The organism is Streptomyces sp. NPDC001828, from assembly GCF_042892175.1.
GTDB lineage: Bacteria > Actinomycetota > Actinomycetes > Streptomycetales > Streptomycetaceae > Streptomyces.
The window spans coordinates 374,241-398,492 of the sequence record NZ_JBIATV010000002.1; the positions used below are offsets into that span (position 1 = coordinate 374,241).

Annotated in this window: 20 protein-coding genes; 11 read left to right on the forward strand and 9 right to left on the reverse strand. The window is 71.9% G+C overall.

From position 1 onward, the window contains the following. Positions 1-71 precede the first annotated feature (71 nt). Positions 72-869, reverse strand: a complete 798-nt coding sequence (gene fabG / locus ACFYZA_RS08560) for a 3-oxoacyl-ACP reductase FabG (protein WP_382600823.1) — start codon at positions 867-869, stop codon at positions 72-74. 176 nt (positions 870-1,045) lie between these two features. Here fabG and ACFYZA_RS08565 point away from each other — a divergent pair, with 176 nt between their 5' ends. Further along, a complete protein-coding gene (locus ACFYZA_RS08565) occupies positions 1,046-1,486 on the forward strand; it encodes a nuclear transport factor 2 family protein (RefSeq protein ID WP_382600825.1) in 441 nt (146 codons plus the stop codon). A 581-nt stretch (positions 1,487-2,067) separates the two neighbouring features. On the opposite strand, the gene ACFYZA_RS08570 is transcribed toward ACFYZA_RS08565, so the two are convergent. The 6 genes from ACFYZA_RS08570 to ACFYZA_RS08595 all read right to left on the reverse strand — a co-directional run bounded on the left by ACFYZA_RS08570 (position 2,068) and on the right by ACFYZA_RS08595 (position 7,519). Further along, the gene (locus ACFYZA_RS08570) at positions 2,068-2,325 is read right to left on the reverse strand and encodes an acyl carrier protein (protein WP_161244445.1); all 258 of its coding nucleotides are present in this window, start codon (positions 2,323-2,325) and stop codon (positions 2,068-2,070) included. Positions 2,326-2,359: 34 nt separating this feature from the next. Next, the gene (locus ACFYZA_RS08575; protein WP_388488555.1) at positions 2,360-3,607 is read right to left on the reverse strand and encodes a ketosynthase chain-length factor; all 1,248 of its coding nucleotides are present in this window, start codon (positions 3,605-3,607) and stop codon (positions 2,360-2,362) included. After that, on the reverse strand, positions 3,604-4,875 hold the full coding sequence (locus tag ACFYZA_RS08580) for a beta-ketoacyl-[acyl-carrier-protein] synthase family protein (RefSeq protein ID WP_382593513.1): 1,272 nt from the start codon (positions 4,873-4,875) through the stop codon (positions 3,604-3,606). The genes ACFYZA_RS08575 and ACFYZA_RS08580 overlap by 4 nt, the downstream gene beginning before the upstream one ends. A gap of 60 nt (positions 4,876-4,935) precedes the next feature. Further along, positions 4,936-5,742 (reverse strand): thioesterase II family protein, encoded by an 807-nt coding sequence (locus ACFYZA_RS08585; protein WP_388488558.1) that lies wholly within the window; start codon positions 5,740-5,742, stop codon positions 4,936-4,938. A gap of 29 nt (positions 5,743-5,771) precedes the next feature. Beyond that, positions 5,772-6,542: a cyclase family protein gene (locus ACFYZA_RS08590; RefSeq protein WP_382593519.1), complete on the reverse strand. Its 771-nt coding sequence runs from the start codon at positions 6,540-6,542 to the stop codon at positions 5,772-5,774. A gap of 158 nt (positions 6,543-6,700) precedes the next feature. After that, entirely contained in the window at positions 6,701-7,519 is an 819-nt protein-coding gene (locus ACFYZA_RS08595) for a BTAD domain-containing putative transcriptional regulator (protein ID WP_382593522.1), read from the reverse strand. A 298-nt stretch (positions 7,520-7,817) separates the two neighbouring features. On the opposite strand from ACFYZA_RS08595, the gene ACFYZA_RS08600 reads away from it, so the two are divergent. The 5 genes from ACFYZA_RS08600 to ACFYZA_RS08620 all read left to right on the forward strand — a co-directional run bounded on the left by ACFYZA_RS08600 (position 7,818) and on the right by ACFYZA_RS08620 (position 15,855). Then, on the forward strand, positions 7,818-7,982 hold the full coding sequence (locus tag ACFYZA_RS08600; RefSeq protein WP_161244451.1) for a hypothetical protein: 165 nt from the start codon (positions 7,818-7,820) through the stop codon (positions 7,980-7,982). After that, positions 7,982-10,261 carry a TOMM precursor leader peptide-binding protein gene (locus ACFYZA_RS08605; RefSeq protein ID WP_388488561.1) on the forward strand — a complete coding sequence of 760 codons (2,280 nt, stop codon included), beginning with the start codon at positions 7,982-7,984 and terminating at the stop codon, positions 10,259-10,261. The genes ACFYZA_RS08600 and ACFYZA_RS08605 overlap by 1 nt, the downstream gene beginning before the upstream one ends. 51 nt (positions 10,262-10,312) lie before the next feature. After that, complete coding sequence (locus ACFYZA_RS08610; RefSeq protein WP_382593529.1) at positions 10,313-10,957, forward strand: hypothetical protein; 645 nt, start codon at positions 10,313-10,315, stop codon at positions 10,955-10,957. A 179-nt stretch (positions 10,958-11,136) separates the two neighbouring features. Further along, positions 11,137-13,425: a sensor histidine kinase gene (locus ACFYZA_RS08615; protein WP_382593533.1), complete on the forward strand. Its 2,289-nt coding sequence runs from the start codon at positions 11,137-11,139 to the stop codon at positions 13,423-13,425. A 108-nt stretch (positions 13,426-13,533) separates the two neighbouring features. Then, on the forward strand, positions 13,534-15,855 hold the full coding sequence (locus ACFYZA_RS08620) for a sensor histidine kinase (protein ID WP_388488565.1): 2,322 nt from the start codon (positions 13,534-13,536) through the stop codon (positions 15,853-15,855). A gap of 71 nt (positions 15,856-15,926) precedes the next feature. Here ACFYZA_RS08620 and ACFYZA_RS08625 read toward each other — a convergent pair whose 3' ends face one another. Continuing rightward, a complete protein-coding gene (locus tag ACFYZA_RS08625) occupies positions 15,927-16,541 on the reverse strand; it encodes a DNA-binding response regulator (protein WP_053726109.1) in 615 nt (204 codons plus the stop codon). A 269-nt stretch (positions 16,542-16,810) separates the two neighbouring features. Here ACFYZA_RS08625 and ACFYZA_RS08630 point away from each other — a divergent pair, with 269 nt between their 5' ends. The 4 genes from ACFYZA_RS08630 to ACFYZA_RS08645 all read left to right on the forward strand — a co-directional run bounded on the left by ACFYZA_RS08630 (position 16,811) and on the right by ACFYZA_RS08645 (position 21,538). Then, on the forward strand, positions 16,811-17,149 hold the full coding sequence (locus ACFYZA_RS08630) for a DUF6059 family protein (protein WP_382593540.1): 339 nt from the start codon (positions 16,811-16,813) through the stop codon (positions 17,147-17,149). Positions 17,150-17,251: 102 nt separating this feature from the next. Further along, on the forward strand, positions 17,252-18,967 hold the full coding sequence (locus ACFYZA_RS08635) for a fatty acyl-AMP ligase (protein WP_382593543.1): 1,716 nt from the start codon (positions 17,252-17,254) through the stop codon (positions 18,965-18,967). 4 nt (positions 18,968-18,971) lie between these two features. Beyond that, positions 18,972-20,705, forward strand: coding sequence for an acyl-CoA dehydrogenase (locus ACFYZA_RS08640; protein WP_388488569.1), 1,734 nt, complete (start codon positions 18,972-18,974; stop codon positions 20,703-20,705). Then, positions 20,702-21,538, forward strand: coding sequence for a 4'-phosphopantetheinyl transferase family protein (locus ACFYZA_RS08645; RefSeq protein ID WP_382593549.1), 837 nt, complete (start codon positions 20,702-20,704; stop codon positions 21,536-21,538). Before ACFYZA_RS08640 ends, ACFYZA_RS08645 begins: the two co-directional genes overlap by 4 nt. 208 nt (positions 21,539-21,746) lie before the next feature. On the opposite strand, the gene rpsT is transcribed toward ACFYZA_RS08645, so the two are convergent. Beyond that, positions 21,747-22,013 (reverse strand): 30S ribosomal protein S20, encoded by a 267-nt coding sequence (gene rpsT, locus ACFYZA_RS08650; protein WP_350230208.1) that lies wholly within the window; start codon positions 22,011-22,013, stop codon positions 21,747-21,749. A 226-nt stretch (positions 22,014-22,239) separates the two neighbouring features. Here rpsT and lepA point away from each other — a divergent pair, with 226 nt between their 5' ends. Then, on the forward strand, positions 22,240-24,105 hold the full coding sequence (gene lepA / locus ACFYZA_RS08655; RefSeq protein ID WP_345261788.1) for a translation elongation factor 4: 1,866 nt from the start codon (positions 22,240-22,242) through the stop codon (positions 24,103-24,105). Positions 24,106-24,252: the final 147 nt, after the last annotated feature.

Here is a 24,252-nt window from a genome sequence, read left to right on the forward strand (position 1 = left end):
GAGTGAATTCCTTTGCTTCTGGCGGGAGTTGAGGGAAGCCGTCGGGCTCGGCGGGTTGGTGGTCCCCGGCCTCAGAAGTTGCCGAGGCCGCCGCAGACGTTGAGGGCCTGCGCGGTGATCGAGGCGGCGGTGTCGGTGGCCAGGTAGCCGACGAGACCGGCGACCTCCTCCGGCGTCGAGTAGCGGCCGAGCGGGATCTTGGAGGTGAACTTGGCGAGGATCGCGTCCTCGGAGGTGTCGTACGCCTCGGCGTAGCCCTGCCGCACGCGCTGCGCCATCGGCGTCTCGACGTAACCGGGGCAGACCGCGTTGACCGTGATGCCGGTCGGGGCGAGCTCGTTGCCGAGCGCCTTGGTGAAGCCGACCACGCCGTGCTTGGACGCGGAGTACGGGGCGCCGAGCACCACGCCCTGCTTGCCGGCGGTCGAGGCGATGTTGATGATCCGGCCCCAGCCGCGCTCGCGCATGCCGCCGGCGTTGAGCGCCTCGCGGGTCACCCGGAACACGCTGTTCAGGTTGGTGTCGATGACGTCTTCCCACAGCTCGTCCGACACGTCGGCGGTCACACCGCCGCCGCTGCGGCCCGCGTTGTTGACCACGACGTCGACCCGGCCGTACGCCGTGACGGCGGCGGCGACGAGCTCCTTGACGGACTCGGGGCTGCGGACATCTGCGGTCGCGCCGGACACCTCGAGGCCCTCCTCGCGGAGCTCCTTGACGGTGAGCTCGACGGACTCGGCGCCGCGCGCGCAGATGAACACCGCGAGACCGGCCTGGCCCAGCGCCCGTGCCGACGCCAGGCCGATACCGCTGGTCGCCCCGGTGATGAGCGCGACGCGGCGCTCGCTGGTGGCCTTGGGCTGAGTCATACGAATCTCCTCGGATGAGTTGGTGTACGCGGCCAAAGTGCCCACGGCCACTCGAACCGGTATCGAGCCGGGCTGGACCCCCGACCGGGGGCGCGGCCACCACCGGGGCACCAGCGAGGGTCGAGCGGCGGGCCCGATGCTCAGGGGGCAGGAAGATCCAGGAGGAGAGGACCCCCATGAGCGTCACCGAGCTGCCGCAGGCGACCACCGCCGGGCTGTACACGGAGATCCAGCAGTTCTACGCGCAGCAGATGCATCTGCTCGACGACGGCCGGGTCGAGGAGTGGGCCCACACCTTCACCACGGACGGTGTGTTCGCAGCCAACGCGCAGCCCGTGCCGGCGGTCGGCCGCGAGGCCATCGTCGCGGCGGCCGCCGCGGCGACCGAGGCGTACGCGAAGGCCGGCGTCCAGCGCCGCCACTGGCTGGGCATGGTCTCGGTCGAGGGCGTCGACGGCGACGTCGTGACGGCCCGCTGCTACGCGCTGGTCATCGAGACCCCGCGCGGCGGGCGCCCGGAGATCAAGGCGAGCACGCTGTGTGTGGACCGGGTGGTGCGGGTGGACGGTGCCTGGCAGATCGAGGACCGCCAGATCACCCGGGACGACCTGATCTGACCCTCCCCCCCGACGAGTGCCCGCACGCGATCCCCCGGCGTGCGGGCACTTCTGCGTGTGCGCGGCGGCGGGGTGGGGGGTGGTGGGTACGGGGTACGCATGTCGGCTGCGGGGCCGGGGCCGGGGGTGGGCCGCTGGGGCTCCGCCCCAGACCCCGGGAGTTCGCCCCGCCCCGCCCCTTCCCGCAACCCTCCGGGGGTATGAGATTCCGGGTGCGGGTGTCGTCTGCGGGCCGTGGGTGGCTGGTCGCGCAGTTCCCCGCGCCCCTAACCCCTTTCGTCCTCGCACCGTGCGTGGCTGGTCGCGCAGTTCCTCGCGCCCCTAACCCCTTTCGTCCTCGCACCGTGCGTGGCCGGTCGCGCAGTTCCCCGCGCCCCCAACCTCTTTTCGTCCTCGCACCGTGCGTGGCTGGTCGCGCAGTTCCTCGCGCCCCTGGCGGCGCCGGTGGTATGGGCATCCTCAGCCCGTCCGGCGTTTGAGGACGAGCGCCCTTTAGGCGCGAACGGGGTCTGGGGCGGAGCCCCAGGAACGCGGACGGCCGCCGCACCCGTGGAGGGTGGGCGGCCGGGGTGCGGGCGGGGTTACGCCGCGGCCTTCGCGGAGGACAGGCACTCGTTGATGAACTCCAGCAGCACCCGCGGCGTGGACGCCTCCGCGACCGTGTCGTCGGACAGCTGTATCTGGTAGTCCCGCTCGATGACACCCGTCACCTGAAGGATCGCCAGGGAGTCGTAGCCCAGGTCGTCGAACGGCACGTCCAGGACGTCGCCGTCCAGGTCGATCCCCTCGCCGACACCCGCGCACTCGCGCAGCAGCGTGGTCAGTTCCTTGAGATTCATGAAGCTCGCCTCTCTCAATGACAACAGTTGGAGTTCAGTTCGCCGCGGTCACGACGGCCGCGGCGTTGAAGCCGCCGGTTCCACGGGCCAGGACCAGTGCGGTGCGGACGGGCCCGCGCCGGGCCTCGGTGACCAGGTCGAGCGCGTCGGCCGCGACCGGTGAGGTGACGTTCACGGTCGGCGGGATCACCGCGTCCCGGATGGAGAGCAGCGCCGCCGCCAGGTCGAGCGAGGCGCCGCCGGCCGACAGGCGGCCCGTCATGGTCTTGGGGGCCGTCACCGGCACCCCACGGGGGCCGAAGAGGGCGGTGAGCGCCGCCTCCTCCTGGCGGTCGAGCTCGGGCACCCCGGACGCGTCGGCGAAGACGACGTCCACATCGGATGCCGTCAACCCGGCCTCGGTGAGCGCGAGTTCGGCCGCCCGGCGCAGGCCCGGCTCACCTTCGCGGCCCGGCCCGGGGTCGAACGTGGCGGCGTAACCCGAGAGCTGTCCGTAGATCCGGGCGCCGCGCTCGCGGGCCGCCTCGGCGTCCTCCAGGACGAGGATCGCGCCGCCCTCGCCGGCGACGTAACCGCTGGCCTCGCTGTCGAACGGCAGGAACGCGCGCGCCGGATCGGCGACCGGGCTCATCCGGCCGCCGGCGAGCTGCGCCGTCCAGCCCCAGGGGCAGACCGCGCCGTCCACGCCACCGGTGACGATGAGCTTGCTGCCCTTGCGCAGCTGGCGCCGGGCCTGCGCGACGGCGTCGAGGCCGCCCGCCTGCTCGGTGACCAGGACGCCGCTGGGCCCGCGAAGGCCGTGCCGGATGGAGATCTGGCCGGTGTTGACGGCGTAGAACCAGGCGTACGACTGGTACGCGGAGACGTACTGGCCGCCCTTGCTCCACAGCGCCTGGAGCTCGCGCTGGCCGAACTCGAAGCCGCCGGCGGAGGCCGCGGTGACCGCGCCCGCCGAGTACTGCGGCATCTCGGCCGGGTCGGCGCCCGAGTCCTCCAGGGCCTCCTTGGCGGCGGTCAGCGCGAGCCGCGTCATGTGGTCGGTCTGCGGAAGCAGCCGGCTCGGGATGTGCTCCTCGGCCTCGAAGCCGGGCACCTCGCCCGCGAGCGTCGACGGGTAGCCGGAGGCGTCGAAGCGGGAGACCGGGCGGATGCCGCTCTCGCCGGCCACCGTCGCCTCCCACCAGGCCTGTGTGCCAAGGCCGTTGGGGGCGGTGACGCCGATCCCGGTGAACACCGCGGTGGCGGAGCGAACCGCCGTACGTTCGAGCAGCTCGCTCGTCATGCCGTCTTCCTCCGCTCGGGCTTGGTGAGCACGATCGCGCTCTGGAATCCGCCGAAGCCGCTGCCCACGCTGAGCACGGTGTTGATCTCGCGCTCACGGGCGTGGACCGGCGTGTAGTCGAGGTCGCACTTGGGGTCGGCCTCGTGCAGATTCGCGGTGGGCGGCACCATGCCGTGCTCGATGGCGAGCGCGGACGCCGCGATCTCCAGGGAGCCGATGGCACCGAGCGAGTGCCCGATCATCGACTTGATGGAGGAGACGGGCGTCGCGTACGCGTGGTCGCCGAGGCTCTTCTTGAACGCGGCGGTCTCGTGCCGGTCGTTCTGCAGGGTGCCCGAGCCGTGCGCGTTGATGTAGTCGATGTCGGTGCCGGGGATGCCGGCCTCGTCGAGCGCCGCGCCGATGGCCTCGGCCATCTCCGCGCCGTCCGCCCGCAGGCCCGTCATGTTGTACGCGTTGGAGCGCGAGGCGAACCCGGCGATCTCGGCGTAGATGTGCGCGCCGCGCGCCACGGCCTGCTCGTACTCCTCCAGGACGAACACCGCGCTGCCCTCGCCGAGTACGAAGCCGTTGCGGGACTTGTCGAAGGGCCGCGAGGCCGTCTCCGGCTCGTCGTTGCGGTTCGAGGTGGCCTTGATGGCGTCGAAGCAGGCGACCGAGATCGGCGAGATCGGCGCCTCGGTGGCACCGGCGATCATGACGTCGGCGCTGCCCTCGCGGATCAGCTCGACGGCGTGGCCGACCGAGTCGAGGCCCGAGGTGCAGCCGGTGGAGACCACGGCCGTGGGGCCCTGCGCGCCGAACTCCCAGGCCACTTCGGCCGCGAACGAGCTCGGCACGAAGTAGTCGTACAGGTGCGGCACGGCCCGCTCGTGGTCGACGAGCCACTCGGCGCCGTTGTTGCTGACCGCCGCGTACTCGTAGTCGAGCCCGGTGGTCGCGCCGACCGCGCTGCCGATGGTGACGCCGGTGCGGAACGGGTCGATGCCCGTCATGTCGAGACCGCTGTCGGTGACCGCCTCACGGGCGCCGACGAGTGCGAACTGGGCGGCCCGGTCGAGCCGTCCCGCCTGCTCCTCGGTCAGCCCCTGGGCGACCGGGTCGAAGTCCACTTCGGCGGCGATCCTCGACCGGAAGGCCGAGGCGTCGAAGAGCGTGACGGCCCTGGTCGCGGTGCGGCCCGCGGTCAGCAGGGACCAGTACTCCTTGGTGCCAACGCCCCCGGGGGCGACCACACCGATTCCGGTGATGACTACGCGTCGGCTCACCTGTCCCCCTCGTTGGGCTGGGCCTGGGGGTGCGCCCCGGGAATGTGCAGCACGGCTGCGTCACCTCTCTGATAGGTCCGCTGTGAGATCCGCTGTTGGAAGGAGTCTCGTCCCGTCCTCTTGACGCCCGCTCGACTCGCCGCCGTACTCGCCCTTGAGCGACTCCCGCAGTTCGAGGGCCACTTCGCGAAGCAGCTCGGGCACCACGCGCTCGCGCACGAAGAAGTGGTCGCCGGGCATGGTCTGGAGCCGGAAGCGGGTCACCGAGTAGTCGGCCCACTCGGCCACTTCCCACAGCGGCGCGATCGGATCGTCCCGGCCGGCCAGCGCCATCAGCGGGGTGCCCACCGCCTTGTCGGCGTTGACCTGGCACAGCGCCTCGCCGAGCCGCAGATCGTCACGGAGCGCCGGGATCACATGGCGCTGCCACAGCGACCGGTCCCGCCCGCCGGCCTCCGGCGGAGCCGCCTCCAAGTCGACCAGCAGATCGATGAGTTCGTGGTCCGGGAGCCGCGCCCCGCGCAGCAGCGTGTTGCGCAGATGCGGCGGCGGCACGGCCCCGATCACCAGGCGGGCCGGCGGCAGCAGCCCGTCGTCCTCCAGGGTCCGGGTCAGCGCGTGCGCGACCAGACCGCCCAGGCTGTGCCCGTACAGGAGGTAGGGCCGGTCGAGCAGCGGGGTGATCAACTCCCGTAGCTCGTTCATGAGTTCGGTGGCGTCGGTGATCCGGGCCTCCTTGGCGCGCGGCCCGCGGCCCGGCAGCAGGACCGGCACCACCTCGGCCGTGTCGCCCAGGATCTTCTGCCACTTGGCGAAGGAGGAGATCCCGGCGCCCGCGTGGTGGAAGCAGAACAGCCAGGGCGTCACGGTGTCCTCCCGCGTGGCGCTCTCGGCCCTCATTCGTCGATCAGGGCGACCGCCCGGGTCCAGCCCGCCCCCGCTCCGGCGATCTTCACGGGGAAGCAGGACACCCGGAAGCCGTGCGTGGGCAGCGTGTCGAGCTGGGCGAGCCGCTCGACCTGGCAGTACTCGCGCCGCCGCCCCGCGAAGTGCGCGGGCCACAGGACCGACTTGTCGCCGGTCTCCTGGAAGGTGCGGATCATGTGCCCGAAGGGTGCGTCCAGGCTCCAGGCGTCGGTGCCGATGACCCGTACGCCGAGGTCGAGCAGGAAGTCGGTGGCGGGTCCGTCGAGGCCCGCGAAATCGGTGAAGTACCGCGGCGTGCCCGAGTGCCGGGACGCCCCCGTGTGCAGCATGACGATGTCGAGCGGCTGCGGGGTGTACCCGATCTCGGCGATCTGCTTCTCGATGCGCTCGACGCCGATGGCGCCGATGCCGACATCGCTGACGTCGAGCACGACGGCCGGGCGCAGGAACCAGTCCAGCGGCATCTCGTCGATGTGCCGGGGCCGCCCGTAGTCGCCGACCGAGCCGTAGTGCGAGGGGGCGTCCACATGGGTGCCGGTGTGGCTGGTCAGGGTGAGCGTGTCCAGGGACAGGAGTTCGCCCCCGGGCAGGTCGGCGGGATCGAAGTCGAGCCCGAAGTGCTCCTTCATCTCCGCCGCCATGTGTGCGGCGCCCTCTGCGGGCGTCATGATCTCGTGGACGATCGGGTCCGGTTCCCAGCCGGCCGCGTCCACGGGCGACGACAGATCGATGACTCGCAAGGTAACCCCCAGTGTCGTTTGGCGACGTTCGGGGGGCACTGTGCGTCGAGGGCCTAGAGGCCGGATCGAGCCACGCACGCGTCGGACCCCGCCCTGTGGGGGGAGAGGGCGGGGTCCGGACGCGTTGCTGCCGGGCGGTCGGGCCGCCCGTGCGCCGCTCAGGCGGCGAAGAGGTCGAGCACCGGGCGGCGCCCGGCCAGGTGCGAGTCCAGCGCCGGGTCGCCGGCGAGCACCGCGCGGTGCAGCTGCCGCAGCCGCGCCGAGGGGTCGAGCCCCAGCTCGTCGGCGAGCCCGCGGCGCAGGTTCTGGAACACGTCCAGCGCCTGCCACTGCCGGCCCGAGCGGTACAGCGCCACCATGCACTGGGCGTGCAGGCCCTCGTGCAGCGGGTGACGGGCCGTCAGGGAGGTGAGTTCGGCGAGCAGTTGCATGTGGCGTCCGAGCCGCAGATCCGAGTCGATCCGCTGCTCCAGGACGCCGAGCCGGCTCTCTTCGAGCCGGACCAGCTCGATCTCCAGCAGCGGCCCCAGGCGCACGTCGACCAGGGCCGGCCCGCGCCACATGCCGAGCGCCTCGCGGTAGAGCGCGGCCGCGCTCTCGTCGTCGCCGCGCTCGGCGGCACCGCGCCCGGTCGCCACCAGACGGTCGTACTCGTGCACGTCCACCGCACCCGGCGTCACTTCGAGGAGGTAGCCACCGTGCCGGGTGGCCAGCACCTCACGTGCGGTGTAGGGGCTGTCCGGGCCGAGCGCTCCCGCGATCAGCCGGCGCAGCTGAAGGATGTACGTCTGCAGGGTGGTCAGCGCGCTCCGGGGCATGTCGGCGCCCCAGATCTCCTCCATCAGCGTCGGCACGGGCATGACCTGGTTGGCGTACACCGAGAGCAGCGCCAGTATCTGCCGCGGCTTGCCGGCGCTCGGGACGACCGACGTGCCGCCCGACTCGGCCATGAGCGGACCGAGAACCTTGATCTCCATGGGATTCCTCCGGGGTCGGATCTGCCGGATGACCCGATGGTTTTCGGACCCGGCTCCAAGCACCCTCAAAAGCTGTCATCCGGGCCCGGCTTACGGCAGTGCCGCGCTCCTGAACCCGGCATGTGAGTGTCCTGGGCACGGGTATGAAAGTTTCATGTGCATCCCGTGACGGCGGCACTGGGGCGGATTCGGCCGACCCGGCAGAGTTCTGGACGTCGGCCCGACCAGGAGTCGAGAGCCGACGGCTAGGGGGTCAGGTCCCCCGAGCCTTCGTCAGCTGTCTGCCAGGGGGAAAACCATGAATGCGAACGTCGGACTTGCGGTGTCTGTCAGCGATGACCTCGTGATCGAGGAGTTCGGGCGGCAGGCCGCTTTCGGACAGGTTCCGATGTTGTGCTCGGGCTCCGGCGTCGCCCCGATACCGGCCTCCGCCGCCACCGAGACCTCCCGGCGCACCGTCTGATGGGGGCCGTCCGGACCGCCGCCCCGCTCCTGGGGTTCAAGCCGCACCTGCGGGTCGAGCAGGTGCCCGGTGAAGCGGTGTACCTGATCTCCGACCAGCGGGTCACCGCACTGCACGGCGAGCAGATCGCACGGCTCGCCCCCCTGCTCGACGGCACCCGCCCCCTGGAGCGCATCGCCCGGGACACGGAGGGCGCGCTCCCCACCGGGCAGGCCGCCCGGCTGGTGTCGCGACTGACCGGCGCCGGGCTGCTCTGCGGCCGCGAGCGCCAGATGTCGCCGCAGGAGGCGGCCGAGCAGGCGTACTGGGAAGCGGCGGGGCTGGACGGCACCATGGCGGCCGACGCCCTGGCCCACGGCGCGATACGCGTCGTGGCGGCCGGGAGCACGAGCGCGGAGGAGCTGTGCGCGGTCCTCGGCGCCGCCGGGCTCACCGTCACCGACGAGCCCGCGGATCTCGCACTCGTCCTGTGTGACGACTATCTGGACCCTGAACTCGCCGTCATCGACGCCGAGTTCAGGGCCTCGGGCAGGCGCTGGCTGCCGGTGAAGACCGAGGGCACCGAGCTGTGGATCGGCCCCTTCTTCGGGGACGCGGACGGGCCCTGCTGGGCCTGCCTGGCCGAACGTCTGTGGCGCAGCCGCCCGGTGGAGGCCCACGTCCAGCGGATGCTGGGCCGTTCGGGCCCGGTGGCCCGCCCGTCCTGCACCCTGCCCGCCGCCCGGCTCGCCGCCCTCCAGCTGGCGGGGCTCGAAGCCGCCAAGTGGCTGGCCGGATACCGGGACGCGAGCCAGCAGGCGCTGCGCACGCTCGACGGGCTGACCCTCACCGGCGAACTCCACCCCGTCGTCCGCCGCCCGCAGTGCCCGAGCTGCGGTGAGCCGGGGATGGCCGCGGCACAGGTGCGGGCACCCGTCGTGCTGCGCTCCCGCGTCAAGCGGGACACGGACGGAAACGGCCACCGCAGTCTGACGCCCAGACAACTCCTCGACCGCTACGGTCACTTGGTCGACCCGGTCACCGGGCTCGTGCGCGGCATCGTGCGCAACGAGTGCGGTCCCGCCTTCTTCAACTCCTTCTCGGCGGGCCTCAACCCGGCCGCCGGCACCGAGGGGCTCGGTGCGATACGCGGAGGCCTGCGGGCATCCTGCGGAGGCAAGGGCGCCACCGAGGTCCAGGCCCGGGTCAGTGCGCTGGCCGAGGCGCTCGAACGCCACTCGGGTCACTTCGAGGGCGGCGAGGCCACCGTGCGCGGCAGCTACCGGGAACTGGCGGCCGACGCGATCCACCCGGACGCCGTGCAGCTCTACGACGAGCGCCAGTTCACCGGACGTGCCGACTGGAACGCCCGGCACGCTCCCTTCCAGCACGTGGCCGACCCCTTCGACGCCGACGCCCCCACCGACTGGACCCCGCTGTGGTCGGTGACCGAGCAGCGGCACAAGCTGCTCCCGACCTCGCTCCTCTACTACGGCGTACCCCAGCCCGCAGGTGCCTTCTCCTGCCTGGCCACCTCCAACGGGACGGCCGCCGGCGGGACCGTGGAGGACGCCGTGCTCCAGGGGTTCCTCGAACTGGTCGAGCGCGACGCGCTGGCCCTGTGGTGGTACAACCGCACCCGTCATCCCGCCGTGGACCTCGACGCCTTCGACGACCCGTGGATCAGTGAACTGCGGCGCGTGCACGGCGCGTTGGGGCGCGAGGTGTGGGTCCTCGACCTCACCGCCGACCTCGGCATCCCGGTCATGGCGGCCCTGTCGAGGATTGTGGACGCCGAACCCGGGCAGCGGCAGGACATCATGTTCGGTTTCGGCGCGCATTTCGACCCCGCGATCGCGCTGCGCCGTGCCCTGACCGAACTCAACCAGATGATGCCGCACGTGGTGGCACCCGACGGGAGCGTCTCCCGCGCCGCCGCCGATGACCCCGACGTACGCGAATGGCTGCGGACCGCCACCGTCGAGGGGCATCCCTACCTCCTTCCCGCCGACGGCGCCCGAACCGGCCCGCACACGCACCCCTACACTCCGACCGACGACCTGTACGAGGACATCGAGGCGGTCGTAGGGCTGCTGCGCGGCAAGGGGATGGAACTCCTCGTACTCGACCAGACGCGGCCCGACGTCGGCCTTCCCGTGGTCAAGGTGGTGGTGCCCGGACTCAGACCCCACTGGGCCCGCTACGCCCCCGGAAGACTCTTCGACATCCCGGTGCAGCTCGGCAGACTGGCCGCGCCGACCCCGTACGAGGACCTCAACCCGGTCCCGCTGTTCCTCTGAACCCGCACGGCGCACGCGAACCACACCCTGCCGGTGGAAGGACCCCCTCTCATGCGTATCGACCGCCTCGCGGCCCGTGAACTCGGTGAGTTCTGGTCGCTGCGCGAGGACGTCACGGTGCTGTTCGGCCAGAGCACCGTGCTGCGTACGCCCTGGGGGGAGCTGCGCCTGGAGCGTCCGGGTCCGCTGCTGCGCGAGGCGCTGCACCGGATGCAGTTCGGCCCGGTGTCCCTCGGCAACGTGGTGCCGGGCTTCCCGGGATATGACGTACCGGAGAACGAGTGGAACGAGGCGTCGCGCGAGCTGCTCGATGCCCTTGAGCCGTTGCAGCACCTGATCGTGCGGCACCTCGCGATCGGGGCCTCGCCGCTGCTGAGTGTGATCCCGCTCTCACCTCGCGCCACCTTCCATCCGCCGCCGGTCACGCCCCGGGGCGAACTCCGGGTGCGTAAGGAGGCGGTGCTGCGCGGGCCGGGCCGCGAGCCCGTGCTGTCGTACGAGGGCGCCCACCACCGGGTCGAACTGCACGGTCCGGACGCCCCGCGGCTGCTCGCCCATCTGCAGGGAGCGAAGGGCGACTTTCGGTCACCGGCCGATGTTCCGCTTCCGCGCAGTGTCGTCCGGGCGGCCCTGGCCTACGCGGTTGCCGCCGGCGTGCTCAGCGCTGTGGATCTCAAAGGGTCGGCCCGGCTGTGAGAACCGGTCGGGCACTACAGATTCGGCCTCCGGATTGCCTATGATCCGGGCCGGAGACGTGCTTTTGACCGGGCACCGAAAACCATGGGGGACAGTTGAAAACAGAAGTAGTCGGTCATGGGGAAGGAATGCCCGCGGACGTAGGCAGTGTGGCCCTTCCACCGCGCAAGGCGATAGCCGTGACCGCGGCCGCTCTGCTCGGATTCTTCATCATCGACGCCGTCTTCATCTGGGCCGAGAATCCGCCGTGGTGGGAGGACATCGCGGCCCTGTTCTGCTTCCTGGCCATCATGGGGCTGCAGCTCGTCCATTCCTTTCCGCAGCTGCTGCCGCGCCTCCACCGCTACCGCTACGGCACCTGGGCCGTGCAGGCGGTCCTCGCGTACGCGCCCATCACCCTGTTCGGCTCCGCGTGGAGCGGCATGACGGAGTTCCTGACCGCGTCCTCGGTCCTGGTGTTCCCGGCGGTGATCGGCTGGCCGCTCTTCGGTGCGGGGGTGCTCACCTGCTGGGGTCTCTACAGCGGCCGTGACACCAACACGGTGCTCTACAACGTGCTCGAAGGCGCTCTGATCCCGCTGGTCATCATCGGGCTCTCGCGGATGTCCGACATGATCGTGAAGCTGCACCGGTCCCGCGCGGAACTCTCCCGGCTCGCGGTCGCGGACGAGCGCCTGCGCTTCGCCCGCGACCTGCACGACGTCCTCGGCTACAGCCTCTCGGCGATCTCCCTCAAGTGCGAACTCGCCTACCGGCTGTTGGCGGACGCACCGGCCAGGGCGAACGAGGAGCTCGGCGAAGTGCTGCGCACCTCGCGCAAGGCGCTCGCCGACGTGCGTTCGGTCAGCCGCGGCTACCGGGAGATGTCGCTCTCGGGCGAGGCGCACGCGGCGGTGTCGATGCTTTCGGCGGCGGGGATCCGCACCTCGCTCAAGTTCGAGGGCGGGGAGCTGCCGAGCGTGGTGGACACCCTGCTCGCCACGGTCCTGCGCGAGGGGCTGACCAACATGCTCCGGCACAGCAAGGCCGAACAGTGCGAGATCCGCGCCGAACGCCGGAACGGCGCCGCCGCGTTGATCCTGGCCAACGACGGCATCGGCCGGACCCGGCCGCCCAAGAGCGGCGCTGACGGTGGCCTGGCCGCACTCGACTCACGGGTCCGGGAACTCGGCGGCGAGCTGGTGCACGGCTCCGACGGACAGGGCTGGTTCCGGCTGGAAGCCGTCGTGCCGCTGCCCGCCCTGGCGGAAGCGGATCAGGGCCAGGGCCGGGCCGCCGTACCCGAGGCGAGCACGGCCGGCCGGCCGTCGCTCCCGCCCCGGGGGCTCGGTCACCCCGACATGGTCCCGCGCGCGGCCTCCACGATGACGTTCGCGGTTCTGATCGGCTACTTCCTGGCGTACTCCGTGGTTGCCATGTCCTACCGGCCGCCGCTCGGCAGGGCGGTCGTGGAGGAGGTCTGCATGGTCGCCACCCTCGTGCTCCAGCTCGCCCTCTCGTTCCAGTGGCGGTTCGACTGGCTGGCGCGCCATCCGTGGCTGCTGCGCCATGGCGCCTTCGCCGCGATGCTGCTGCTCCAGTTCGTACCCTGGGCCTTCTTCGGGCCGAGCTGGCTCGGGCTGCCCGGCTTCGTGGCGGGTGCGGCGCTCCTCACGCTGCCGGCGGTTGCCGCCTGGCCGGTCGTCGCGGGCCTCACGGCGGTGTGCGGCGTCGAGCTGTACCTGGCGGGCAACATGTTCTGGGACATCTGGTACGAGTGCGCCTACACGGTCATGTGCGGTCTCGTCGTCTTCGGTCTGTCCCGCATGGCGCAGCTGGCGTCCGAACTGCACTGGTCCCGTACCGAGATCGCGCGCCTGGCGGTGACCACGGAGCGTCTGCGGTTCGCGCGTGACCTGCACGACCTGCTCGGTTTCAGTCTGTCCGCGATCACCCTCAAGTGCGAGCTGGTACGCCGGCTCGCACCCACCAGGCCCGTACAGGCACAGGCCGAGCTGACCGAGGTACTGGGGATCGCGCGCCAGGCCCTTGCCGATGTGCGGATGGTGGCGGACGGCCGCCAACGGATGAGCCTGACCGAGGAGGCGGCGAGCGCCACGGCCATGCTGGCCGGGGTGGGCATCCGGGCGACGGTCGACACCGACTGCGGCGAACTTCCCGGCGACGTGGAGACGGTGCTCGCCACCATGCTGCGCGAAGGCCTGACCAACATGCTGCGGCACAGCAGGGCGGCACACTGCGAGATACGCGCGGAGCGCACGGTGGCCGGGGTGCGCCTGACGCTCGTGAACGACGGGATCGACGGCTGCGCGGACACCGGACTCGACTCGAAGGTCAACGGCGGCAGCGGGATCGGTAACCTGACCACCCGGGTCAACGCGGTGAACGGCAGCCTCGAAGCGGGGGCGAGGCCGGACGGATGGTTCGAGCTGAGGGCAGAGGTCGAACTCCTCGCCACAGCGGCCTGAACGGATGCCGGCGCACGACCCGCAACCGAATATGTGAGAGCTCCGGGGGGAGAGTTGGGGACCGATGCGGTCGGCCGTACGGGTGGGGAACCCGTACGAGGGGGACCGGTGCGCGGGGACGGCCGGGCGCTGCCGCGGCGTACGGCGGTAGCCATCACCGCGGGGGTGCTGCTCGGCCTCTGCGCGATCGACGGCAGCCATGTGTGGGCCGAGCGCCCGTCGGTGTGGCACGGGGCCGCCGCGGTCCTCGGCTTCGCCGGGATCATGGGGCTTCAACTGGTGCACTCCTTCCCGGGGTTCATCCCCCGGCTCGGGCGCTACCGCTATGCGACCTGGGCGCTGCTCGGGCTGCTCTCGTACGCGCCGATCGCCGTGTTCGGGGCCGCGTGGGGCGGGATGACGGAGTTCTTCGCGGCCTCGGCGGTGCTCGTCTTCCCGGCGGCGGTGGGCTGGCCGCTCTTCGCGTGCGCGGTCGCCGGGGAGCTCGTGCTCTTCCACCATCTGCGGTTCGACGCCGGGGACTTCGTGTACGGCGGCATCGAGGCGGTGCTGATCCCGCTGGTCGTCATCGGGCTCTCGCGGATGTCCGACATGATCGACCGGCTGCACGCCTCGCGTGAGGAGCTGTCCCGGCTCGCGGTCGCGGGGGAGCGGTTACGGTTCGCGCGCGATCTGCACGACGTCCTCGGGCTCAGCCTGTCCGTGATCGCCCTCAAGTGCGAACTCGCCCACCGGCTGCTCGCGGACGCGCCCGCCAAGGCACAGGCCGAGGTCGCCGAGGTGCTGCGCACCGCGCGCAAGGCGCTCGCCGATGTGCGCTCGGTCAGCCGCGGTTACCGCCAGATGTCCCTGTCCGACGAGGCGAACGCGGCGGTCTCGATGCTCTCGGCGGCGGGCATCGACACCACCGTGCGCCACCGCTGCGGCGAACTGCCCGCCGCCGTGGACACCGTCCTCGCCGCCGTGCTCGGCGAGGGTCTGACCAACATGCTGCGGCACAGCAGGGCCGAGCGCTGTGTCATCACCACCGAGCGCGGCGGCGGCGTGGCCGTTCTCGTGCTGGGCAACGACGGCGTCGGCCGCGGCCGCACCGCGAAGCCGGAGCCGGGCAGCGGCCTGGCCGCGCTCGACTCGCGCCTGCGCGAACTCGGCGGCACCCTCACCCACGGCGCCGACGGGCGGGGCTGGTTCAGACTGCGGGCGGTCGTCCCGCTGCGGCAGGAGGCCGCCGCGCCCGACGCCGGAAGCCGGGGCCGGCGTTCCGCGCGCGGGGACCGGAGCAGGGCCGCCCGGGCCGGCCACACCGATGTGGTGCCCCGCGCCGCGAGCGCGATCACCCTCGCGGTCCTGGTCGGCTACTTCCTGGCGTACTCGGCCGAGGGCTGGTCCTACGCCCCGTACGCACACGGCCTGCCCACCGTCGAGCTCTGTCTGCTCGGCTGTCTCGCGCTCCAGCTCGCCGAGTCCTTCCACCGGCGCTTCTCCTGGGGCCCGCGCTGGCGGGGACGGGTGCGGTTCGGGGCGCTGGGGCTCCAGGCGCTGCTCCAGTTCGTGCCGTTCTGGGCGTTCGGCAAGGAGTGGGCGGGCCTGCCCGGCTTCCTCGCCGGATCGGCGCTGCTCGCCCTGCCCGCGGTGGCCGCCTGGCCGGTGCTGCTGCTGGTCACCGCGGCGAGCGCCGCCGCCCAGTACGCGGTGGGCGTTCCGGCGGCGGACGTGGTCTACGAGGCCGCGTACACCCCGATCTGCGCGGTGGTCGTCTTCGGGCTGACGAGAATGGCCCAGCTCGCCTCCGAACTGCACCGCTCCCGCGCCGAGATCGCCCGCCTCGCGGTCACCACCGAGCGCCTGCGGTTCTCGCGCGACCTGCACGATCTGCTCGGCTTCAGCCTGTCCGCGATCACGCTCAAGTGCGAGCTGGTACGGCGGCTCGCGTCCGACCGGCCGGTGCAGGCGCGGCACGAGCTGAACGAGGTGCTCGGCATCGTCCGCGAGGCGCTCGCCGATGTGCGGACCGTGGCGGGCGGCAGCCGGCGGATGTGCCTGACCGCCGAGGCCGAGCACGCGATGGCGATGCTGACCGGCGCCGGCATCCACGCCACCGTCCGCCTGGACTGCGGTGAGCTGCCCGGTGACGTGGAGACCGTGCTCGCCACGATGGTCCGCGAGGGCCTGACGAACATGCTGCGGCACAGCAAGCCGGCCTGCTGCGAGATCACCGCGGTGCGGACGGCCGGCGCGGTGCGGCTGACCCTCGTCAACGACGGGGCCGACACGACCGGGGACCCGGAGTTCGCCGCTCGCCGCTCCGGCGGCAGCGGGATCGGCAACCTGACGACACGCGTGGAGGCGGTCAACGGGCGGCTCACCGCCGGGCCGCGCCCCGACGGCCGGTTCGAGCTGCGGGCCGAGGTCGTCCTGCTCGTGGCCTGAAGGGCCGGGGCGACAACACCACTGAAGAAACGTTTCAGCCCAGGCTGTGGCGGCAGCCTTTGCGGTGGCGGTCAGACCGAATGCAGCCAGCCCGCCTCACGGGCGATGCGGATCGCGTCGACCCGGTTACGCGCGTTGAGTTTGCTGACGGCCGAGGTCAGATAGTTGCGCACGGTGCCGGACGAGAGGTGCAGGCGGGACGCGATCTGGCCGGCCTCCATGCCCTCGGAGGCGAGCTGGAGCACCTCGCGCTCGCGGTCGGTGAGCGGGGAAGGGCCCGAGTCGAGCGTGGCGAGCGCGAGTTGCGGGTCGATGACCCGCTCGCCCGCCGCGACCTGGCGGATCGCGGCGCACAGGCTGTCCGGGTCGGAGTCCTTCGGGAGGAAGCCGGAGACGTGGGCGGCCAGCGCCCGTCTGAGGTTTCCCGGTCTGCCCAGACTGGTCAGGATGAGCGTGCGGCACTCCGGTACCGAAGTGTGCAGTCCGGCGGCGGCGGTGATCCCGTCGGTGCCGGGCAGATCGATGTCGAGAACGGCGACATCCGGCCGCATCGCCATCGCGGTCGGCACGATGTCCGTACCGGACGACAGCTCGGCGACCACTTCCAGGTCGGACTCCAGTTCAATGAGCGACACCAATGCCTTGCGCAGCATATGCATGTCTTCGGCAATCAGAACTCGCACCATGGTGCCCCCCGTTGTGCTGGATCATGGGTCGGTTGCTAGCGATTATGCAATAGGCCGCCACCGGATCCCGGGGCTGAGACTAATCCGGCACATGCCGTTTCAGGACCGGTACGAGTGGTTCCGCACCCGCGCCTTTCAGCCAGAACCCGACCACGGCTCAAGTGGTCGCTCCCATCCTCCCTCCACCCAGGCGCCGTCCGGCGGCCAGGGGGAAGGGAGAGGTGACGTGAACATGAACGGACACCCCAGCTCGGAAGGTGTTCTCTGACATGGCCCGCCGGCAGAACCCGGACGTTCCGGACGGAGTCGAGGGCTCCGGCCGCCGCCGTCCCAAGGGCACATGGCGCCGCCTCATCGGCCGCTTCCTGCGACCCGTGGGCGAAGCCCTCATGGTCCACGGCGGTGTTGACATGTATCTGACCGCCGCCGACGGGAACAGGGCGCGGCTGCACTCGCTCGACAGCGGCTTCCGCCTGATGCTGCGCACCGACGCCGACGGCCCGCCGCCGGGCCATCCCGAACGGCTGCGCCCCGACGTCCCGCTGACCCGTCAGGAACTCGCGCTCCTGCAGGACCTGCTGAACGAGGTGCCCGGTCACAGAAGATGAGCGGCCCGCCCGCCGCAGCACAGTTGATCTTCAAGCAGCCGTCGAGGGGTGACGCGCAGAGTAGGAGAACCAACCATCCGTCCGAGCACCAGGGAGCAGAGGATGACCCAAGCCAGGAGCTTCACACAGGCACTGGCGGCCCGGTTCACCGACAGGGCCGCACGGACCGCTCTGCTCTGCCTGGACGGTGAGGGCAACGCCGACGGGCGCACCTATGGGGAACTCGACGCACGGGCCAGGTCCGTCGCGGCCGCGCTGCTGCGCCGCCGCGCGGCCGGCCGGCCCGTCCTCATCTCCATGGACGGCGGCCCGCACGCCGTCACCGCCCTCGTCGGCTGCCTGTACGCGGGCGCCGTCGCCGTACCCGTGCCGCCCCCGGACACCTCGCGGGCCGCCGCCGAACGCACCGCCGCCATCGCCGCCGAGACCGACGCGGCCGTCCTGCTCACCGAGTCCGCCCAGGCCGGCGAACTCTCCCGGCGCCTCGCGGACGCCGGGCGCTCCTCCGTGGTCTGCCTGGCCGTCGACTGCCTCCCCGACGACGGCGCCGACTGGCGCCCGCCCGCCCTCGACGGCGGCGACACCGCGCTGCTCCAGTACACCTCCGGGTCCACCGCCGCCCCGCGCGGCGTCCAGGTCACCCACGCCAACCTCCTCGCCACCATGGAGAGCCTGCGCACCGCGCTCGGCACCGACGAGAACGCCCGCGTCGGCGGCTGGCTCCCGCTCCACCACGACCTCGGCCTGATCGGCCAGCTCCTGCACCCGCTCTGGCTGGGCGCCACCGCCGTCCTCATGCCCGGGCGCCGTTTCGCCGCCGACCCGTTGAGCTGGCTGCGCGAGATCTCCCGGCACGGCGTCACCGTCACCGCCGCCCCCGACTCCGCGTACGCCCGGTGCCTGGCCGAAGCCACCGACGAGGACCTCGCGGGCCTGGACCTGAGCGCGCTGACCACCGCCGTCAACGCCTCCGAGCCGGTCTCCGCGGTCACCCTCACCGCCTTCGCCCACCGCTTCGCGGCCGCCGGCCTGCGCCCCGGCGTGCTCGCCGCCGGATACGGGCTCGCCGAGGCCACCCTGCTGGTCAGCCTCGCCGACCGGCTGCCGCCCGCCCCGGCCACCGTCTCCGCCGAAGCCCTGGAACGCGGCGAACTCACCCCACCGGTGCCGGGCCACCCGGTGCGCACCCTGGCGGGCTGCGGCCCCGCGCGCGGCGTCACCGTACGCATCGTCGACCCGCGCAGCTCCGCCGTGCTGCCCGAGGGGACGGTCGGGGAGATCTGGGTGCGCGGCGAGGCCGTCGCCGACGGCTACTGGCGCCGCCCCCTGGAGACCGCCGCCGCCTTCGGGCACGCGACCGCCTCCGGCGAGTACGGCTTCCTGCGCACCGGAGACCTCGGCGCGCTGCGCGACGGCGAGCTGTACCTCACCGGCCGCATCAAGGACGCCCTCCTCGTCGACGGCCGCACCCTGCACCCCCAGGAGGCCGAGCGCCAACTCGCCCGCTCCGGCGCCCCGTTCGGCTCGGCCGTGGTGCTCTCCGCGCCCGCCGAGCACGAGCAGATCGTCGCCATCCAGGAGATCCGCGGCGCCGGCTGGAGCCACGGCCAGCTCGCCGACCTCGCCGAGCGGGTGCGCGGCTGCCTGCACGAGGAGTTCGGCGCGTCCCTCGGCGGGGTGCTCCTGGTCCGCCCCGGCACCGTGCGCCGCACCACCAGCGGCAAGGTCCGCCGCTCGCTCATGCGCGAGCTCTATCTGCGCGGCGAACTGCGCCCGCTGTACGCCTCGGCGCCCCCGTACGCCGCGGAAGGAGGCTGAGTCCATGACCGAGACCGCCGTCCGGGTCGCCGACCCGGACGTCCGCCGGCGCGCCGAGCGGCTCGAATTCCGCTTCGGCGACCCCTGCGACCCGGCCAACCCGCTCGGCTTCCGGGCCCTGCTCGCCGCCGACGGACAGAGCGAACTCCTGGGTGCCGCAGAGGAGTTGCTGGACGAGGTGGGCTTCGGCGCCGAGCTGGTGCCGGTCGCGCTCGGCGGCCGGCTGCGCGACGCCGACCAGCTGATGCGGATGCTGCGCCCGGTCTTCCGGCGCGATGTCGCCCTCGCCTTCGGCTACGGCATCACCTCGCTGTTCGCGGCCGCCCCGGTGTTCGCCGCCGGGTCGCCCCAGCAGCGCGCGAGCGTGGCCGGGCTCCTGGTGTCGGGCGGCCGCGCGGCCATCGTGCACCGCTCGCTCGCCCACGGCACCGCGATGCTGCGCGGCGAACTCACCGCCATGGAGTACTCCGGCGGCTTCGTCCTGGACGGCCGCAAGGACGTCGTCATCAACGCCGAACGCGCGGGCGCCGTCGTCGCCTACGTCCGCACCGACCCCGCGCCGGGGCCCGCCTCGCACTCGGTGTTCCTGCTCGACCCGGCCCAACTGCCCAACGACAGCGTGCGGTTGCTGAAGCGGCAGCCCACCACCGGCATGCGCGGCTGCCGCTTCGCCGGGTACGAGTTCGACGAGTGCGAGGTGCCCGGGGACGCGCTGGTCGGCGAACCCGGCGCGGGCGTACGGCTCGCGCTGCGCACCTTCCAGCTCAACCGCACCCTGATCACCGGCGCCGTCATCGCCTCCGTGGACACCGTGCTGCGCGCCGCCGTGCGGGCGGCCCTCGCGGGCGAGAGTCTCGGCAGGCGCCAACGCGGCGTCCTGGCTGGGGTGTTCGCCGATCTGCTGGCGGGCGACGCCATGGCCACCGCCGTGCTGCGCGCCCTGTCCCTGCTGCCCGGCGCCGCCCATCTGGCCGCGGCCGAACTCAAGTACCTCGTACCGGATCTGCTCCGGGACGACCTGGAGGAGCTCGCCACCGTCCTCGGGGCCGGCGGCTACAGCCGCGACACCGACCAGGGGATGCTCACCAAGCTCCTGCGCGACCTGCCCGCCGCCGGGCTCGGCCACGCCGGCACCGCGTCCTGCCAGGCCGTGGTCATTCCCCAACTGCCCATTCTGGCACGGCACTTCTGGGGGCAGGAGGCCGAACCGCCGGCCGCCCTGTTCGACAGCGCGGAGCCCGTGCCGCACCTCGACATCGGCGGCCTAGAAGTCGCGGGCGGCGGCGACTTCCTGGCCGCGTCCCTCACCGCGGTCGCCGCCCGCCTCGCCGGCTCCGCACCCGAGGGCCCCTACGGCGAGGTGCTCCGGACGATGGCCACCGCCTTCCACGCCGACCTCCTCGCCGTCCGCGAGGCCTGCCTCCTCATCGAACCCGGCGACCGGGCCGCCCTCGCGAGCCCCGCCACCGCCGCCCTCGCCGACCGGCACTCCGTCCTGTCCGCGGCGGGCGCGGCGCTGGCCCGGTGGGAGCACCACCGGCGCGGCGCCGGATTCCTCGCCGACCCCGCCTGGCTGGTGCTCGCCCTGCACCGCTACGGGCGCCGGCTCGGCCTCACCCTTCCTCCGCTGCCGCCGGACTGCGTCGACCGGGTCGCGGAGGAGCTGCTGGAGCGTTTTCGCGCCGGCCGCAGTTTCGATCTTCACGACGCGCCTCTGGCGGAAGCAGGTACCCCATGAGCCCCCTCAAGAGGACGGGCATCGCCGAACCCCTTCTGATGCCGGGACCCGACAGCCCATGGAGCCGGGTGCGGCAGTCCATGGCGTGGCACGGCCACGTCGTGGTGCACGCGAGCTGGCGGGACTGGCTGCCTGCGGCCATCGCCGACCCCCAGCTGCGCCCGCTGCTGGGCGCCCGCGACTGGCAGCGCCTCAACAACCTCGCCGACCCCGAGGCCCGCGACCGCTTCGCCGCGTCCCGGCTCCTGGTGAAGTACACCGCGGGCGCCGCCCTGCAGACCCCGCCCGAGACCGTGGAGCTCGCCTCCAAGGCGGGCGGGCGCCCCTATCTGCGCGGCTGCGACCAGATCGAGGTCAGCCTCAGCCACACCGGGGATCTCCTGGTGGTGGGCCTCAACCGGCGCGGCCGGGTCGGCGTCGACACCGAGCTCGCCGACCGCCGCATCCAGTACTCCGCCGTCCAGCGCCATCTGTGCACCCCCGCCGAGCGCCGCTGGCTCGGCGCCCTGGACGAGGCCGAGCAGCAGCGCCGCCTGGTGCGGACCTGGACCCTGAAGGAGGCGTACACCAAGGCGCTCGGGCAGGGCATGCGGATGGGCTTCACCCAGTTCGGCTTCGACGCCGAGGCCGCCACCCTGCTCACCCCGCAGGGCGAGCCCGCCTCGCACGGCGAGTGGGCCTTCGCCACCTTCGAACTCGACGGCGGCTATCTGGTGGGGGTGGCCTGCCACGACGCGGGGCTGCGCGACGAGGGCGACACCGCGGTGTCCACCATGCTCGACGAGGGCTTCCTCGGCGAGGTCGTCGACCTGGTCGGCCGCGTACCGCACTGACCCCGTACCGCACCGACCGCGTGCGGGCAGCACGAAGGCCCCGTTCCGTCCTGGGGAAGGACGAGGAACGGGGCCTCGGTGTTACTTCTGCTGCGCCGCACCCGCGTGGCGAACGCGTCCGCGTGCGGCACCCAAGCTGCCGTACGGGAGCGGTAGAGAGGGTCCGCTGAGTCCCGTAAGGCGGTCGATCAGATGAAGCGGTTGAGTCTTAGCCCTGGAGAGCGGCAACCTTGTGCGCCAGCGCCGACTTCTTGTTGGCGGCGGCGTTCTTGTGGATGACACCCTTGCTGACGGCCTTGTCGAGCTTCTTGGAGGCCTCGCGAGCGGCCACGGTGGCCTTCTCGAGGTCGCCGGCCGCAGCAGCCTCACGGGCCTTGCGGATCGCGGTCTTGAGCGAGGACTTGACGGCCTTGTTGCGCAGGCGCGCCTTCTCGTTCGTCTTGTTCCGCTTGATCTGGGACTTGATGTTCGCCACGAAAGAGCCTTTGCAGGTTCGATGATTCGATCTTAGGTCGCGTCCCGCCGCCACAAGGGTGACGAGACACAGCTGTCCACGTTACCAGCCGCCCCCCGACCAGCCCAAACCGAGCACAGGCCCGCAGGCGTGGGACGATAGGGGCTGCTACTTACGTATCGAACCGTCGTCGACCCGAGACGAGGCGCCGCGATCAGACCGCGCGCCTCAAGAATCAGGACCCTGCGTGCCCGCGACTCCTCCCAACGTGCCCGAGCCGAGCCGTACCGACCCGGCGCTGATCCGCAACTTCTGCATCATCGCGCACATCGACCACGGCAAGTCGACCCTTGCCGACCGGATGCTCCAGCTGACCGGTGTCGTCGATCAGCGGCAGATGCGTGCTCAGTACCTCGACCGCATGGACATCGAGCGCGAGCGCGGCATCACGATCAAGTCCCAGGCGGTCCGTCTGCCGTGGGCTCCCAGCGACGGCCCCGGCCAGGGCCGGGCCCACATCCTGAACATGATCGACACCCCGGGCCACGTGGACTTCACGTACGAGGTGTCGCGCTCGCTCGCCGCCTGTGAGGGCACGGTCCTGCTCGTCGACGCCGCCCAGGGCATCGAGGCGCAGACGCTGGCCAACCTGTACCTGGCCATGGAGAACGACCTCACCATCGTTCCCGTCCTCAACAAGATCGACCTGCCGGCCGCCCAGCCCGAGAAGTTCTCCGAGGAGCTGGCCAACCTCATCGGCTGCCAGCCCGAGGACGTGCTCAAGGTCTCGGCGAAGACCGGCGTCGGCGTGGACGCGCTCCTGGACCGCGTGGTCCGTGACGTGCCCGCCCCGGTCGGCGTCGCCGACGCGCCCGCCCGCGCGATGATCTTCGACTCGGTGTACGACTCCTACCGCGGCGTCGTCACCTATGTCCGTGTCGTCGACGGCCAGCTCAACAAGCGCGAGCGCATCCGCATGATGTCGACCGGCGCCACCCACGAGCTCCTCGAGATCGGCGTCTCGTCCCCCGAGATGACCCCGGCCGACGGCATCGGCGTCGGCGAGGTGGGCTACATCATCACCGGCGTGAAGGACGTCCGTCAGTCCAAGGTCGGTGACACCATCACCAGCCTGCACAACGGGGCCACCGAGGCCCTCGGCGGCTACAAGGACCCGAAGCCGATGGTCTTCTCCGGTCTGTATCCGCTGGACGGCTCGGACTACCCGGACCTGCGCGAGGCCCTCGACAAGCTCCAGCTCAACGACGCCGCCCTGGTGTACGAGCCGGAGACCTCCGCGGCCCTCGGCTTCGGCTTCCGCGTCGGCTTCCTCGGCCTGCTGCACCTCGACGTGATCCGCGAGCGCCTGGAGCGCGAGTTCAACCTCGACCTCATCGCGACCGCGCCCAACGTGGTCTACCGGGTCGTCCTGGAGGACGGCAAGGAGGTCACGGTCACCAACCCGAGCGAGTTCCCCGAGGGCAAGATCTCGGACGTGTACGAGCCGGTCGTGCGGGCCACGATCCTCGCCCCGTCGGAGTTCATCGGCTCGATCATGGAGCTGTGCCAGACCCGGCGCGGCACCCTGCTCGGCATGGACTACCTGTCCGAGGACCGGGTCGAGATCCGCTACACGCTGCCGCTCGCGGAGATCGTCTTCGACTTCTTCGACCAGCTGAAGTCCAAGACCCGCGGCTACGCCTCGCTGGACTACGAGCCCACCGGCGAGCAGGCCGCGAGCCTGGTCAAGGTCGACATCCTGCTGCACGGCGACAAGGTCGACGCCTTCTCGGCGGTCTGCCACAAGGACGCGGCCTACGCCTACGGCGTGCGCCTGGTCGCCAAGCTGCGCGAGCTCATCCCGCGCCAGGCCTTCGAGGTGCCCGTCCAGGCCGCGATCGGCTCCCGGGTCATCGCCCGCGAGACGATCCGCGCCATCCGCAAGGACGTCCTCGCCAAGTGCTACGGCGGTGACATCTCGCGCAAGCGCAAGCTGCTCGAGAAGCAGAAGGAGGGCAAGAAGCGGATGAAGATGGTGGGCTCCGTGGAGGTCCCCCAGGAGGCCTTCATCGCGGTGCTCTCCAGCGACGAGTCGGGCGGCAAGAAGAAGTAGTACGCCCGCGATCACCGGCTCTTCGCACCATCGCCACAACGGACCCCCGCGCCTTCGCGCGGGGGTCCGTTCGTTATGAAACCACTCTCCGTTGCCCCTTACGCGCCGGGCGGTGGCGCCTTACTCTGATCACGGCCCGATGGTTAC

Coding starts and splice junctions, on each gene's coding strand:
- ACFYZA_RS08575 (WP_388488555.1), bottom strand. CDS start 3,607: ATGACGAGCGAGCTGCTCGAACGTACGGCGGTTCGCTCCGCCACCGCG.
- ACFYZA_RS08625 (WP_053726109.1), bottom strand. CDS start 16,541: ATGGTGCGAGTTCTGATTGCCGAAGACATGCATATGCTGCGCAAGGCA.
- ACFYZA_RS08565 (WP_382600825.1), top strand. CDS start 1,046: ATGAGCGTCACCGAGCTGCCGCAGGCGACCACCGCCGGGCTGTACACG.
- ACFYZA_RS08610 (WP_382593529.1), top strand. CDS start 10,313: ATGCGTATCGACCGCCTCGCGGCCCGTGAACTCGGTGAGTTCTGGTCG.
- ACFYZA_RS08635 (WP_382593543.1), top strand. CDS start 17,252: ATGACCCAAGCCAGGAGCTTCACACAGGCACTGGCGGCCCGGTTCACC.
- ACFYZA_RS08645 (WP_382593549.1), top strand. CDS start 20,702: ATGAGCCCCCTCAAGAGGACGGGCATCGCCGAACCCCTTCTGATGCCG.
- ACFYZA_RS08595 (WP_382593522.1), bottom strand. CDS start 7,519: ATGGAGATCAAGGTTCTCGGTCCGCTCATGGCCGAGTCGGGCGGCACG.
- ACFYZA_RS08630 (WP_382593540.1), top strand. CDS start 16,811: ATGGCCCGCCGGCAGAACCCGGACGTTCCGGACGGAGTCGAGGGCTCC.
- ACFYZA_RS08600 (WP_161244451.1), top strand. CDS start 7,818: ATGAATGCGAACGTCGGACTTGCGGTGTCTGTCAGCGATGACCTCGTG.
- ACFYZA_RS08570 (WP_161244445.1), bottom strand. CDS start 2,325: ATGAATCTCAAGGAACTGACCACGCTGCTGCGCGAGTGCGCGGGTGTC.
- ACFYZA_RS08640 (WP_388488569.1), top strand. CDS start 18,972: ATGACCGAGACCGCCGTCCGGGTCGCCGACCCGGACGTCCGCCGGCGC.
- ACFYZA_RS08605 (WP_388488561.1), top strand. CDS start 7,982: ATGGGGGCCGTCCGGACCGCCGCCCCGCTCCTGGGGTTCAAGCCGCAC.
- fabG (WP_382600823.1), bottom strand. CDS start 869: ATGACTCAGCCCAAGGCCACCAGCGAGCGCCGCGTCGCGCTCATCACC.